This window comes from Sphingobium sp. GW821-FHT02B05 (genome assembly GCF_059421905.1).
Window position 1 is genome coordinate 1 of sequence record NZ_JBWKVW010000008.1, and the last position, 13,178, is coordinate 13,178.

Annotated in this window: 14 protein-coding genes and 1 tRNA gene; 4 read left to right on the forward strand and 11 right to left on the reverse strand. The window is 58.3% G+C overall.

Features of this window, described 5'->3' with window-relative positions; all coding sequences use genetic code 11:
* Window positions 1–30: 30 nt before the first annotated feature.
* From AC07UX_RS17535 to AC07UX_RS17550, 4 genes are all read right to left on the reverse strand, one after another.
* The gene (locus tag AC07UX_RS17535; protein ID WP_495193263.1) at window positions 31–1,230 is read right to left on the reverse strand and encodes a hypothetical protein; all 1,200 of its coding nucleotides are present in this window, start codon (window positions 1,228–1,230) and stop codon (window positions 31–33) included.
* 193 nt (window positions 1,231–1,423) lie between these two features.
* On the reverse strand, window positions 1,424–2,377 hold the full coding sequence (locus AC07UX_RS17540; RefSeq protein ID WP_495193264.1) for a phytanoyl-CoA dioxygenase family protein: 954 nt from the start codon (window positions 2,375–2,377) through the stop codon (window positions 1,424–1,426).
* The gene (locus tag AC07UX_RS17545) at window positions 2,374–3,201 is read right to left on the reverse strand and encodes a DUF5672 family protein (protein ID WP_495193265.1); all 828 of its coding nucleotides are present in this window, start codon (window positions 3,199–3,201) and stop codon (window positions 2,374–2,376) included. Before AC07UX_RS17545 ends, AC07UX_RS17540 begins: the two co-directional genes overlap by 4 nt.
* Entirely contained in the window at window positions 3,201–4,769 is a 1,569-nt protein-coding gene (locus AC07UX_RS17550) for a glycosyltransferase family 2 protein (protein ID WP_495193266.1), read from the reverse strand. The genes AC07UX_RS17545 and AC07UX_RS17550 overlap by 1 nt, the downstream gene beginning before the upstream one ends.
* A 200-nt stretch (window positions 4,770–4,969) precedes the next feature.
* Here AC07UX_RS17550 and AC07UX_RS17555 point away from each other — a divergent pair, with 200 nt between their 5' ends.
* The 3 genes from AC07UX_RS17555 (at window position 4,970) to AC07UX_RS17565 (ending at window position 6,991) form a co-directional block, all read left to right on the forward strand.
* Window positions 4,970–5,668, forward strand: coding sequence for a ParA family protein (locus AC07UX_RS17555; protein WP_495193267.1), 699 nt, complete (start codon window positions 4,970–4,972; stop codon window positions 5,666–5,668).
* Window positions 5,669–5,866: 198 nt separating this feature from the next.
* Window positions 5,867–6,013, forward strand: coding sequence for a hypothetical protein (locus AC07UX_RS17560; RefSeq protein WP_495193268.1), 147 nt, complete (start codon window positions 5,867–5,869; stop codon window positions 6,011–6,013).
* Between the two features lie 96 nt (window positions 6,014–6,109).
* On the forward strand, window positions 6,110–6,991 hold the full coding sequence (locus tag AC07UX_RS17565) for a UTP--glucose-1-phosphate uridylyltransferase (protein WP_495193364.1): 882 nt from the start codon (window positions 6,110–6,112) through the stop codon (window positions 6,989–6,991).
* A gap of 37 nt (window positions 6,992–7,028) precedes the next feature.
* Here AC07UX_RS17565 and AC07UX_RS17570 read toward each other — a convergent pair whose 3' ends face one another.
* The 3 genes from AC07UX_RS17570 to AC07UX_RS17580 form a co-directional block, all read right to left on the reverse strand.
* Window positions 7,029–7,304, reverse strand: a complete 276-nt coding sequence (locus tag AC07UX_RS17570; protein WP_495193269.1) for a hypothetical protein — start codon at window positions 7,302–7,304, stop codon at window positions 7,029–7,031.
* Between the two features lie 574 nt (window positions 7,305–7,878).
* A complete protein-coding gene (locus tag AC07UX_RS17575; protein ID WP_495193270.1) occupies window positions 7,879–8,910 on the reverse strand; it encodes a tyrosine-type recombinase/integrase in 1,032 nt (343 codons plus the stop codon).
* A gap of 260 nt (window positions 8,911–9,170) precedes the next feature.
* Window positions 9,171–9,262, reverse strand: a tRNA-Ser gene (locus AC07UX_RS17580).
* Between the two features lie 234 nt (window positions 9,263–9,496).
* Between AC07UX_RS17580 and AC07UX_RS17585 the strand changes: the two genes are divergently transcribed.
* A complete protein-coding gene (locus tag AC07UX_RS17585) occupies window positions 9,497–10,312 on the forward strand; it encodes a DUF1134 domain-containing protein (RefSeq protein ID WP_495193271.1) in 816 nt (271 codons plus the stop codon).
* A gap of 82 nt (window positions 10,313–10,394) precedes the next feature.
* Here the strand turns inward: AC07UX_RS17585 and dinB are convergent, their stop codons facing one another.
* From dinB to AC07UX_RS17605, 4 genes are read right to left on the reverse strand one after another with little or no spacing between them, the layout of a single operon-like run.
* The gene (gene dinB, locus AC07UX_RS17590; RefSeq protein ID WP_495193272.1) at window positions 10,395–11,483 is read right to left on the reverse strand and encodes a DNA polymerase IV; all 1,089 of its coding nucleotides are present in this window, start codon (window positions 11,481–11,483) and stop codon (window positions 10,395–10,397) included.
* A gap of 41 nt (window positions 11,484–11,524) precedes the next feature.
* Window positions 11,525–12,034 carry a hypothetical protein gene (locus AC07UX_RS17595; protein WP_495193273.1) on the reverse strand — a complete coding sequence of 170 codons (510 nt, stop codon included), beginning with the start codon at window positions 12,032–12,034 and terminating at the stop codon, window positions 11,525–11,527.
* 9 nt (window positions 12,035–12,043) lie between these two features.
* Window positions 12,044–12,568, reverse strand: coding sequence for a DUF177 domain-containing protein (locus tag AC07UX_RS17600; RefSeq protein ID WP_495193365.1), 525 nt, complete (start codon window positions 12,566–12,568; stop codon window positions 12,044–12,046).
* 2 nt (window positions 12,569–12,570) lie between these two features.
* Window positions 12,571–13,095 carry a ubiquinol-cytochrome C chaperone family protein gene (locus AC07UX_RS17605; RefSeq protein WP_495193274.1) on the reverse strand — a complete coding sequence of 175 codons (525 nt, stop codon included), beginning with the start codon at window positions 13,093–13,095 and terminating at the stop codon, window positions 12,571–12,573.
* Window positions 13,096–13,178: the final 83 nt, after the last annotated feature.

The window sequence follows — 13,178 nt, forward strand, 5'->3', positions numbered from 1 at the left end:
GCCACCTCAGGTGTCAGGACAAGCGTCCGCTCAAGAACGGTGGTGCGCCAGATCGGAACGAGGGGGCCTGATGCGATGACCTTCGCGGCCGGTGGAACTCGACCTTTTAAGCGTCGTCATGTGCCGACCGAACCAGGTTAATCCCGCTATGGCAGACAATGCCGCCAGTGCCGCCAGTGCCCAGCGCGACTTGGTGGAGGGCTGCTCCATACTGGATTTGCCAACCGTAGCGACAACGGCTCCGGTTAGTTTTTCATCGGTCAATATGGATTGTTGCATCGTTTCGAAGGTTGCGAGGTCACACTCACCTTTTTCAGAATAGCGGGCTTGAGCAAATTGCATCATAACCTGACCAAAACCGATCGGCAGAACAGCAGGCGAAAGAGCAGCGCAAACTTTGCCGTTAGGATCATTTGACACTAACAGCCGTTCCGTTCCTGCCTGCCAATTCTGCCCTGTCTTCGACAGCGCGGCATATATGTCACCCGTGAGCCGTTTTGCGCCTGCCTTAGTATGATAGACGTTGAACAACAATATCCATTGGTCCGCTATCCTTTGTACTTCGGGATTGGCAACAAATCCCTCGCCAGGATAGGTATAGACAACCTTTTCCTGCCCAACCGCATCACGATTTCCAGACGACTGAATAGAAAATATTTCATTCGGACTTTGACTAGTATTTGAGTAATATATTGTCCACATATCAGCTCGTGGACTTTCCGCTATAACCGAAGGAACAGCAGCGCCATTCGTTTTTATAAAAATTTTTGGAAATAACCATCTTATTCCGTCTTCCGACACAGAAGACCATATTTGATTATCTTTATTAGTCTTGCACGGACTAACGCATACCGTGTAAAACATTGTATATTGGATCTTTTTCGTAATATTATTTATTATTCTTATGACTGATGGATCGTTAACATGATTGGCGGCCACCGGAAGTTCCGTTGGTTTTAAAACCGTCTTTGCTCTACTCCAGCTATTTCTGTCTTTTGAAGTCCTGTAATATATTTTGTCGAATGGGTAATCTGAATTGGTCTGCCAACCGCCATACCATGTCTGATACTCGCCATTTTTCGAGTCATAGGCAAGAGACGGTGAATAAATGTTGCGGCCACTGAAAGCTGTTTTATGCTGTATTGTCTCAGCCAAAATAGAAACTTCACTATTTGACAATAAAACTAGAAATATGCTGACCGACGAGAGATCATTGATAAGGCGAGCCATGATCTTTTTCCATTCATCTGCTTATTTTCGACACAGATTTTCAGCCATTGCCGACTTAGAAATCGGATCAAACCGGTTACGATCGACAACCGATCATATTATCGTATAGAGCGTTTCCAAGCGGATAGAATTATCTGCTGTTTAGATCAAAGAATAGAGCAAGAAAATCAATGCAGGTGGATCAGGGCCTGCTCTAACGCAGCAGGCGCTTGAGCTTACGAGCTAGCGATTTGCGCTGCGCCGGTGGCGATACCGACGCTTCAGGATTGGCAAACTCCTCGCCAAGATAACGGTTCGGTCGTGATTTTCCATCGCCGATCGAGACCAAGTTCCGCAGGTCGAGTTTTCCGATCGCCTCATCCGAAAAGGCCGGAGTATAATAGATGCAGTCATCGAAATAATAATGCGTTACCTGTGACCAACGGGTGAGCGTCGGGTCATTCTGACGGCTACCGCCGTGCAGCAAGTTCGCGCACCAGATCAGCGCTTGTCCCTTGCGGGGCAGGAATATTTCTTCCTGAGCGCGATGAACTTCGCACAGCGCTCGCCAAGCGGCCGCATAAGGATCCTGCGCCGAAGCCATTTCCCGGTCGCTGCCGCGGCGCCCAACCAACGCGTTGGTCATGGCAGGCCACCGATGCGAGCCGGGATAATAGAAGAGCGGCCCTGCATCCGGGCCGATATCCTCCATCGCGAGCCAGACACCGCACATAAAGCGTTCAGGCAAGCTGGAAAAATGGACGAAATCAGTATGCGCATCCTGTTGAGTGCCAACCGGGAAGTTGAGTGTTTGGAATGGGAAGGCCTTGCGTCCGTAAAGCTTACTCAGCAAATTCTGCACAATCTGGTTGGTAGCAATCGCGCGAACATCCTCGTCAAACCGCCAAGCATCCTGGATGCGACGCTCCCCAATAGTCTTGTCGCTATCCGATCGAGAAAAATCAATATCGTAGCGCGGACCAAGATGCGACTTGATCCGGTCTATCCGACTATTCAGGCCATGATCTGGAAAATCGAAAATCGCATAACCTTTTTCATGTAGGTCGTCTGCGATCCGTTCTTCTTCCGTAGTCAACCCCCATTCCGCCTTGATAGTAGGAAAGAGAGGAGATTCGATCAGAGGTAATCCCGGGAAGATATTGGTCAAGAGCATCGGTCCTTTTCAGCGGACAAATGGTGGCGGACAGCATTAACCCCTGCCCTTTGGGTAAGCCAGTCCAGAACGAAGCGCCAAGTTCGTGCCCAGCCACCACGACCCCGGCCTATCTGGTTCAAAATAGTAACAAAGTCATGTCGGATAGTGCCGCAATCGTCCAGTTCGCGATACAGGTTCCAGAACGGCTCCACCCCAATGGCGCCGGGCATCAGCCAAGCGCCATGATAACCAAAACTGTTCGATATATCCCCTGCCCGCTCGGCAGAGAAGAAGTCCGCCAATACGCGAGGCGCAAAGCGCATCCCCCTACTTTCCAGCCAGGCGCGGTTGAGTCGCCCAATAGCGACGTCTTCGGGGTGATCAGGCCGGAAGGCAGGATCGCGGCAGGCATCCATCAGCCGACGACTGCGCAGGGAAAAGCCGCCATTACCTACGTCATAGCCATCCGTGAATTGCGGCCAACTGGCACCAATATAGTCATAATCAAGAAAATCCGGGCGCCAACGCGCCGCGTCTAGAACATGTCCATCCCACTGAACAAGCATGCAATGAGATGTTTCGACATGATCGACCAGTTGTGTCAGGATAAAGTCGGAGTATAGTTTTGACGAGTTAATGCGTGCTATCGGTATCACATCAATTTCTGGATTATCAGGCATGAATGGACTGTCGGTAAAGAATTTACAGGCTGTGACGTCAATCTGCATCAAGCTGGTTTCAAGCGCTCGGATCGTGGCTGCGATATTGACGGAACTGACCGCGCACAGCGTTACTTGGGGCACAGCGATCCGGGAAGAAAGCGCAGATATCACCATCACAGCGCTACCGTAAATTGCTCGCTAGCGCGGCTGAGTTGCGGGTGATGATAGGGATCGCAAATTTCGTCGGTCTTCCAGATCCGCTTGAGCGCCGCCAATTCCCCGGCAAAACGCGCCGCGCCAACTGGATCCTGGTCCAGACCGCGCGACACCGATTCATGATGGACCAACGTGGCACGTGGTTCGTAAAACGACTGCCAGCCATGCCGATTGAGGCGCAAACACAGATCGACGTCATTGAACGCAACCGCAAAGTCCCGCTCGTTCAGGCCACCGACCGCCATGAACTTGGTACGCTCCACCACCAGACAGGCAGCCGTCACCGCGCTGGTGAACTGCGGCAGGTTGTGCCGATGGAAATAACCCTCCTCATCAGGCCGCAAGAAACGATGGGCGTGGCCTGCCGCATTGCCAACGCCGATCACGACGCCGGCGTGCTGGATGCGCCCATCGGGATAGAGCAATCGCGCACCGACAGCACCAACTTCAGGCCGCAGCGCTTGGGTAGCCAAGGTGGCGAGCCAGCGGGTGTCGATCATCTCGACGTCATTGTTGAGCAGGCAGAGCAATGTCCCCCGCGCCCGCTCCGCCGCCCGGTTGTTGATCGCCGAATAGTTGAAGGCGCCGCAATGACGCAAGACCTTGTGCTGTTCAGGGTCCAGTCCAGCCAAATAAGCGAGCGTTTCGGGATCGTCGCTGTCATTGTCCACCACGATGACCTCGACATCGGGATAGTCGGCCGCAGCAACGCCTTCGAGACAGGTACGCAGCAAATCGACCCGATTACGGGTCGGCACGATGATGGAGACGGGAGGTAGATTGCACGCTAACTCGAGTGGCATGGCAGGAAAACGCAGTGTCGGGCGCTGTCGCCGGTGATGGAGCATTTCGCGAAGATGGATCGGCGCACTCGTATCTGCGGCAATACCTATGACCAGTTGCTCGACCCAGTCGATTGTATCAGCTACGGCCTCAAGTTCCGCGCGCGTTGCATGGACTGCGCAGGCACCAGACAGATAATCGCTGTGCTGAAACAGTTCATCATTCCAGTCCGGCTTGAAATAGGGAGCGGAGCGTCGGCGTCCAATTAGGATATCATCGTCGGCATAGATTATCCGCGCCGCATTGTCGGCCATGGCCCGACGATAGGCCGCCGCCGTCCCGGGCGCGATCCTGTCGCCGGATCGAATTGGCAACAACCAGGGATCGCAGGCCCATTCGATCTGGGCAATCGCGGCCGCAACATTAGGCGTTTCCATGGAACCAACGACAACGGCTGTTAGACCTTCAGCCGCCAGGCTTTGGCACGTTGCGTCAAATTCCGTAAGATCGGCGTTGCTGCTCACATCGACAAGCGCAACGATCGAACGACTGGCGTCAAACGGACTATGATCTTGCCTTCCATACTCCTGACGCGTAGCCCAAAGCATATAGGCACGCGGCGATTGCCCAAGCAGGGCCGCAAACTGTCCCCGGGCGCGAACCCGCCTACGCTTTATCCACCACTTCGTCGCTACCATATAGGCGCGCGGATCAGACCAGAAAGCGTCGAAATGAACCGACATAACCAGCCAGGCATCGCCAACCTGCTTCCAACAATGATCTATAGATTTCCGGCGCATTGCGCTTGGCAAATAGCGGTTCTATTCGGGATAACAACGGAAATCCGCGTCTGACAAATGCAATTAGCATATATGGTATCAATAGGATACCATATATGCTATCGGATTGTCTTGCACTATCGGTTAGCGATACAGCTATCTCCATGCCTACCATCGCTTTCATCAGTCCCAAGAGGGGCATCGGAAAGAACACCGCCGCCCTCCTTCTGGCGTCGCAACTCGCTCGCGGCGCCAAGGTTTCGGTAATTGATGCCGATCCCAACCATCCCATCGCCGCATGGGGCAAGGACGCGCAGTTGCCAGCTAATCTGTCGATCGTGGCCGATTTAGACGAAGACAATATCCTGGACCGCATCGAGGAAGCGGCGGTGCAAACGCCCTTCGTCATCGTCGATCTGGAAGGAACGGCAGCCAAGATCGTGCTTCTGGCAGTCAGCCAAGCCGACCTGGTGGTGATCCCGATGCAGGGGTCGCAACTGGACGCCGAACAGGCAAGCCGGGCGATACGGGTGCTGACGCAGCATGAGAAGATGACCGGCAGGGCCGTGCCCTATGGCGTGCTGCTGTCGCGGACTAGCCCCATCATCCGTACCCGCACCATGGGGCATATCCAGGACGGATTGGTCAATGCGGGCGTACCGATGTTCAAGGTCCAGTTGCACAAGCGGGAGGCCTTTCGTGCAATCTTTTCCTTTCGCCAGGCGCTGGAGGAACTGGACCCGAAAGATGTGTCCAATCTGGACAAAGCGATCGCCAATGCCGAACAATTCGCCGTCGAGGTGATCGAGCAGTTGCGCGCCAACCAGAAAAGCGCCGTCAGGGCGGATGACGTGACGTCATGAGCAGGTCCAATCCCTCGGTGATCTGGACGATTTCGGATCGAACCATGCGGCCAACCCGGGCCCCCCGACGCGATCGAGAAAATCGCGCAAAGCAGCGGTTTTCCAAGCCGCGGGGCGGGCTTTGCCGCACCAAGTGAGACTGATGAAGCGCCACCACCCTCCCGAGCCCCGCCGCCGGTCCGGCAACCCCGACGCCATGTGACGGGACGCAACCGCCAGATCAACATCAAGGCGACCGAGGAAACGATTACTGAGCTATATCGGATCGCAGACGCTATGAACCTGCCGTTGGGTGCGGTGCTGGAACAGGCACTGGCGCCTTTGGAGCGGCAAAGCGTACAATAGGATATTCGATAGCTATCCTGTCATGTTCAAGCTTCTGTTGCATATGGGAAGATCATATGGTGTAGGCCCCGTTACAACCAGTCCGGGGGGATCATGATGTTTCGCGGCAAGTCTGTTCGTAAAGCCATTTTTCCTGTCGCCGGTCTTGGGACGCGATTCCTGCCCGCGACGAAGGCGGTGCCCAAGGAATTGCTGCCGGTGGTCGACCGTCCGCTGATCCAATATGCGGTGGATGAAGCGCGCGAGGCGGGGATCGAACAGTTCATCTTCGTCACCGGGCGCGGAAAGGGTGCGATCGAGGATTATTTCGATATCGCCTATGAGGCCGAAGCGACGCAGCGCGAACGGGGCAAGGACCTGTCGGCACTGGAAGGCACGCGGCTCGACCCCGGCAATGCGGTGTTCCTGCGGCAGCAGGAGCCGCTGGGTCTGGGCCATGCCATCTGGGTCGCGCGCGACATCATCGGCGACGAACCCTTCGCCATCCTCCTGCCCGACGAATTCATGAAGGGCACGCCGGGCCAGGGCTGCATGAAGCAGATGGTCGACGCCTATGAAAAGGTGGGCGGCAATCTGGTCTGCGCGCTGCAAATCCCGATGGACCAGACGCCCAGCTATGGCGTGATCGATCCGGGTGCGCGCGACGGCGCGCTGACGGAGGTGAAGGGGCTGGTCGAAAAGCCGGCGCTGGGCACGGCGCCGTCCAACCTGATCGTGCCAGGGCGCTATATATTGCAACCCGAAGTCATGAAGATCCTGGAAACGCAGGAAAAGGGCGCGAGCGGAGAGATCCAGCTGACCGACGCGATGGCCTCGTTGATTGGCAAGCAGCCCTTCCATGGCGTAACCTTCGATGGGCGCCGCTTCGATTGCGGGTCCAAAGCGGGCTATGTCGAGGCCAATTTGGCGCTGGCGCTGGAACGGGCCGACATTGGCGAGCATATTCGCGCCTTCGCCACTGAAGAACTGGCTCGTTGAAAGCGCATATCCCGATATAGTAGCCTGATTTCAGCTTTTAATTGTCGTCTGTCCGACGCAGCATATCGATCATGAAACGCCAGACATTGGCTGCGTCGCTTTGGTGTCCCGCGCTTGTCTCTTCGCTACCGACATGACGGATGATCTCGGATCCAGCCTCTTTCATGATTTGATTGGGTTCATGCAAAGCATCGATCACCAGTCGAACCTGCGCCCGATAGTTCGTCCATCGAGGTGCCCCGGATGATGCATTATCTGCATCTTCCCCTTGAAACAGACATAAGGCGCGAGCGGCTTTTTCGATCGGATCCATAGGGGGATGGTCTGGCAAAGCCGAAAAGTCGTCAAGTCCGATTCAAACTGATACCTATCAGATATTCAATAGCTATCGATCTTCGTCCATTTTCTATCGGCGATTATGAACGGCTCAAATTCGAACCGCTCAAGCCGCTTTCATCCGCTGGAGAGTACTGCGTCAGGTAGCGGCACTTCTTGCTTTGCGGTCCGAGTCGAATCAGTTGTGCAATCGAAGTGATGATGGCCTAAGGCCAAATCCGCACTGGCGGGATCGATCACGCCGATCGCTTTGTCGCTGCCTGGCAGGACAAAGCATGTCAGTTGAAGGCGCTGAAGCGGCATGGCGACACTAATGCGGTCTGGCGCGCAAAGCAGGATGTGCATGCCATGGCCACGGCGCTGCGTCGCGACCGAGCTCGGATCGCTGTTTCGTAATCGCACCAAGTGCCCCGGCCTGGCGTGCCAGAAGGGCGCGTCCATTCCCAAGGCCTCCACCAATGGCTCGACCGCTCCCGTAACCTAGGGATCGGGCTTTCGTGTCCGATCTCATCACCGATATGTCACCTTAATCCGCCGTCCCCAGTGCTGCTTCATTTCGGCCTTCCGCAATGGACCGCCCAGTCCTCCATCAGCTTACGCCGCTTTTCTAAAAGATTGCCGCGACGATAAGCTGCTTCTGTTTTGTCCTTGACCGCGTGAGCCAGCGCCGCCTCTGCGACATCGCCCTGATGGTCGGTTTCCTCGCTTACCCAATCTCTGAAGGCGGACCGAAACCCATGCGCCGTGTAGGGCTGCTTCATCTCCCTTAGCAGCTTCGTTAGAGCCATGTCCGACATAGGCTTGTCGCCACGCATGCCTGGGAAAATGATTGGGCAATGTCGAACCCTCAATTCTGCGCAGCGCTCGATGATACGGATAGCACGCATGCAGAGCGGGATGACATGCTCTCGATTAGCCTTCATACGATCCTTGGCGATCGTCCATAGCTTCTGGTCGAAGTCGATTTCTTTCCACAGCGCCCCTCGCACCTCGCCAGAGCGCGCGGCTGTAAGAATTGCGTATTCCAGCGCCAGACGGCTGTACGATTCTCTGGCCCGAAGCTGCACAAGGAACGCTGGCACCTGCGCGTAAGGCATGGCGGCGAAATGGCCGTCCTTCTTGGGCTGGCGTGGCAGTCCTTTGCTGATGGCCCGCATAGGGGCCTCAGTCTCGCGATAGCCGGAGGCATAGGCCCAGTCCAACACGGTCCCGATCCTCTGACGCACCCGCCGCGCAGTCTCAGGCTTTGCTAGCCAGATTTCCGATAGTACATTGCGGATCATAGGCCCGGTGATCTCGCTTACCTTCACGTCGCCAATCTGGGGGAAGGCGTAGCTGGTTAGGGTCTGAAGCCATTGGCTCTCATGCTTTTCGTTCCGCCAGCTTTTGCGATGAGCAGCAAGAACGTTAGCTGTCGCTTCCTTGAAAGTTGGTATGCCCTGCGCCTTCTTGCGCTCGAACAGAGGATCGAGGCCGGGCTCCATCCAAGTACGAATTTCACGCGCCCTATCGCGGGCCTGCGCAGGCGTCACCTTCGATGCGCTGCCTAGGCCGAAGTCACGCCTATTGTCGTTCTTCGGCACCCGGCAGACCTAACTTTTCGTGCCGCCAGGCTGCACGATGAGAAAGAGCCCGTCGCCGTCGCCTATTCGGCAGGTCGGGATGCGGCTTTGACGCCAGTTGCTGAAAGCTTTCCCATACCCACATTCTCCCACATTTTTTCCCATAAATCCAATCGGATGCCGTTGGAGAACTAAGGAAGAATGTGGACGCGAATCATCCCGAAAAGCCGCAGAAAGCCTAGGCTTTCTCGCCAAATTTAGGATGGTCCAGGATAGAGAATTGGCGGAGACGGAGGGATTCGAACCCTCGGTGGCCCCTTAAGGCCACGACGGTTTAGCAAACCGCTGGTTTCAGCCACTCACCCACGTCTCCGCACGAAATTTGTCCACCTTCACAGGGGGACAATGGCTGGGGAGGGGCTATAGCGGCGGCTTTGCGGCATGGCAACGGGCTGGATCACGAATTTTCTTCTCCGTCGCATTTTTCGTTCCGGCGCGGAATCGACTCGGGTCGCCGTTCGTTCATTGTCGTTTCAGCTTGCTGGTCGCAATGCCTGTACTTAGGCCTGTGTAGGCTATGACGCGCGCTTTTCGGGGAGTATCGGGCATGATCGGCATCAACGGGCAGATGGGCGCCCGCATCGCACGAGCCGGCGCGCTGGTCGCTGCGCTGGCAGCCATGCTGCTCACGCCGCTCGCGGCCTCGGCACAGGTGCGCACGATCGATCCCAACAGCGCGATCGATTCCGATCTCGCCCCGCCACCGCCGGCCAACGGCAATCCTACCGATCCGGGTGTCGATTCCAGCGTGCGTCAGGACGCCGGCCCCGGCACGACGCCCTATGAGCCGAACCTGGATGCCGGCGCGCCTGCCGGCGGGAACACTGCAACCGGTGCGCCTGTTACGCCCAACTCCCCGCCGGCCGCGATCGCGCCGGGCGATTCCTATCAGCAGGACGATCTGATCGGCGCGGCCGAGGGGGTATTCGGCAAGGGTGCCGAGGGGCTGGCCGGGCTCATCGAAAAGGTGCTGAAGGATCAGGGCCGTCCCAACGCCTATATCGCCGGGCGAGAGGCGTCTGGCGCGTTCGTCGTGGGCCTGCGCTACGGTTCGGGTACGCTCAACCACAAGGTGGAGGGCAAGCGCGAAGTCTATTGGACCGGCCCGTCGATCGGCTTCGACGTTGGCGGCAACGCGGCCAATACCTTCGTCCTTGTCTATAATCTCTACGATACGCAGGATCTCTACCACCGCTTCCCGGCGGCGGAGGGCACTGCCTATCTGGTCGGTGGTTTCACCGCTTCCTATCTGCGTTGGGGCAATGTGGTGCTGATCCCGATCCGCCTTGGCGTCGGCTATCGTCTTGGCGTCAACGCCGGCTATATGAAATTCTCCGAAAAGCGGAACTGGTTGCCGTTCTAATGGATGTGCATCCCCGCCTCCTGAGCTTCCCGGCGACGTGCGCTGGTCGCCGCGGGGAGGGGCTTTGGCGAGGCATAACGTTTCACAAACCCAAGGCCAGTTGCTCTCCCTGTTCCGTCTCTTCATCCCCTTCCAGATTATGCACGCCCAGCCCCAATAGCCGCGCGCCCATGCGGAGCGGCAGTTGCGCCAACAGCAATTCCCGCCCGGCCTGCGCCAGCAATTCGGGCGACCGCACCGGCGTTGAAAAGCTGCGCGAGCGCGTGATGATACGAAAATCGGCGAACTTCACCTTCAACACCACCGTTCGCCCCCAAGCCTCGGCCTTCTCGATCCGGGTCCAGAGCGACGTTGCGATTCGGTCTATTTCGGCGACCAGTGCCGCTTCCTCGATCAGATCATCGAAGAACGTATCCTCCACGCTCACCGACTTGCGCCCCTCCCGTTCGCGCACCGGCCGGTCGTCCTGCCCCCGTGCCGCGTGATAATAATAGTCGGCCGAACTGCCGAAATGCTTTAGCAGGAACGCCAGATCCCGGTCGCGCAGATCCGCTCCGGTTGCGATCCCCAGCTCCTGCATGCGCTTGGCCGTCACCGGCCCCACACCATGGATGCGCCGCACCGGCATCGCCGCGATGAAGGCCGGCCCCTCGTTCGGGCGTACCACGCACACGCCGTCGGGCTTGTTCTGGTCCGACGCCAACTTGGCAATCAGCTTGTTGTAGGACACGCCGGCCGACGCGGTCAGCCCCGTCTCCTCGCGGATCATCCGCCGTATGTCTTGGGCTACTTCGGTGGCCGACGCGATGCCCGGCTTGTTCACCGTCACGTCCAGATAGGCCTCGTCGAGCGACAAGGGCTGGATGATGTCGGTGAAGCGACTGAAAATCTCGCGCACCTGCCCCGATACCGCGCGATAGACATCGAATCGCGGCGGGACGAAGATCAGGTCGGGACAGAGGCGCCGCGCCCTTGCACCCGGCATGGCGGACCGCACGCCGAACTTGCGCGCTTCATAGCTGCATGTAGCGACCACCCCCCGCGGCCCGCCCCCGCCCACCGCGATCGGCAGGCCCCGCAGCGAGGAGTCGTCGCGTTGCTCCACCGACGCATAAAAGGCGTCCATGTCGATATGGATGATCTTGCGCAGCGGCGGCAGCGAGGCGTCCATGCGGGTCCCTATGCCATAGCCGGGAACGAAAAGGAAACAGATCAGTCCTGCAACCGCAGATTGTCCAGCAATATCTCCAGATGTGCCCGGCTGATCCGGCTCCACACATTATAGGTGCAGCCCTGACCTTCGACCCGCATGTAGGCGAGCGATTCCAGGCCCTTGCCCAACATATTATCCGCCGGATAGGGCTGCGCGCCGACCAGCCCATAGCCCGCAAATCCGGGGCCGGGCAGGGCGGGAAGATCGCGCCTGTGGGGCCATTGCCTGGTCAGGCGGAGCCGTTGCGCCGCCTCTGCCCCACCATCCATGGCGATGATCCCCGGCCCGGCGAAACCATAGGCGCTGCGCAGCCCCGGCAGATCGAACGCCACTGCCCATCCGCCGCTAAACTGCGCCGGTCGCGCCTTGCCTTTCACCCCACCGTCCGACAGCAAAGCCAGCGGCGCGCATTGGGCCCGATTCTCGGCCATGTCCCATTGCGTCCGTGCCACATCCTCGCCGATCATGGGGGCGGCCGCAGCGGCAACCAGCATCAGCGCGACGAACATGGGGGGCTCCTATGGCTTGTCCTTGAGGCCCAGCAACGCGGCAAAAGGACTGGCCTGCTCCTCGCTCAGCACGCCGGCCTCCTTCAAATACCGGTCTGCGTCCGGTGCGCGGGGGAAGGGCGTCATGGCCAGGGCCATCGTTTCGGCCACCGCCTCCCCCATGTCGATCACATGGCCATCATAGCCGATCGTGTCGCAATCCTCCGCGTCCAGCTCCAGTTCGTCGGCCTCCTGCGCGTCCTCCTTTTCGACTACGAAGCGCAGGACGAAATCGCTGTCGATCGTTTCGGGCACCGGCACGCCGGTCGCCACGCAGGGCTGGGCCAATGCCGCGCGCACCCGGCCGCGTGCGGTGATGGCGTCATCTTCGATTGCCAGGCCATAGACCGCCTCCAGCCGATCGAGCGCCGCCAGTCCAAACCGTTTGGCCAGAGCATCCCGCTCGTCCTGCTTGGCTGCGATCTGAAGTTCGGCGGCCAGACGGCCAATCGCGTCGGCCTTGTGGGTTCGGGAAAATTCCGGTGTCGTTGGCATGTTCATCCTAAATCTCCCGTCAGCAGCGCGTCGTGCGACAGGCAACCCAGCCGCGTCCAGCGCGTCCGCAACGCACCTTCGACATGCGCCAGTGCCGCGTTGCTCACCTCGGCGCCGCGATAGAGGTTGCGCCGCAACGCTTCCGCCAGGTCGGCATCATCCGTCAACGCCGCGCGATAGGCGCTGATCCGTCCGCCCAGCGCGCTCATCATACGGCCGACATGTTTGCCGACCACGACATCGCCCACGCCCTCCTGCCGCAACTGCCCGTCCATATCGTCGACGAACAATTCGGTGAGCCACACGCTCTCCTGCGCGCCATTCTGCTGCTCCAGCCGGATCAGCACCTGCGCCAGGATCGCGACGATCATGTCGAACCGTCCGTCCAGCGTGTCGGGCACCGCGCCTTCCACATACCAGTGCGGCTGGCGACCTTCCTGGATCACGGCATGATAGAGCGGTCGCAACCCCTCCCTGGGATTGGTACGCCGCAGCAGGCGCTGAAGGAAGGGGGGAGAGGCGGGCATGGGGTCACAGCTTTTCTAGTACGGATCGGACGATCATGCACCGTCCGATATTTGCGCCCCTTGCCGGGGCTTGCGCATTTCCA

What these genes read in the sequence shown, in the direction of transcription:
- dinB (WP_495193272.1), bottom strand. Translation starts at nt 11,483, where the DNA reads ATGGACGCCTCGCTGCCGCCGCTGCGCAAGATCATCCATATCGACATG.
- AC07UX_RS17570 (WP_495193269.1), bottom strand. Translation starts at nt 7,304, where the DNA reads ATGGATCCGATCGAAAAAGCCGCTCGCGCCTTATGTCTGTTTCAAGGG.
- AC07UX_RS17550 (WP_495193266.1), bottom strand. Translation starts at nt 4,769, where the DNA reads ATGTCGGTTCATTTCGACGCTTTCTGGTCTGATCCGCGCGCCTATATG.
- AC07UX_RS17555 (WP_495193267.1), top strand. Translation starts at nt 4,970, where the DNA reads ATGCCTACCATCGCTTTCATCAGTCCCAAGAGGGGCATCGGAAAGAAC.
- AC07UX_RS17545 (WP_495193265.1), bottom strand. Translation starts at nt 3,201, where the DNA reads ATGGTGATATCTGCGCTTTCTTCCCGGATCGCTGTGCCCCAAGTAACG.
- AC07UX_RS17585 (WP_495193271.1), top strand. Translation starts at nt 9,497, where the DNA reads ATGATCGGCATCAACGGGCAGATGGGCGCCCGCATCGCACGAGCCGGC.
- AC07UX_RS17605 (WP_495193274.1), bottom strand. Translation starts at nt 13,095, where the DNA reads ATGCCCGCCTCTCCCCCCTTCCTTCAGCGCCTGCTGCGGCGTACCAAT.
- AC07UX_RS17600 (WP_495193365.1), bottom strand. Translation starts at nt 12,568, where the DNA reads ATGCCAACGACACCGGAATTTTCCCGAACCCACAAGGCCGACGCGATT.
- AC07UX_RS17595 (WP_495193273.1), bottom strand. Translation starts at nt 12,034, where the DNA reads ATGTTCGTCGCGCTGATGCTGGTTGCCGCTGCGGCCGCCCCCATGATC.
- AC07UX_RS17535 (WP_495193263.1), bottom strand. Translation starts at nt 1,230, where the DNA reads ATGGCTCGCCTTATCAATGATCTCTCGTCGGTCAGCATATTTCTAGTT.
- AC07UX_RS17565 (WP_495193364.1), top strand. Translation starts at nt 6,110, where the DNA reads ATGTTTCGCGGCAAGTCTGTTCGTAAAGCCATTTTTCCTGTCGCCGGT.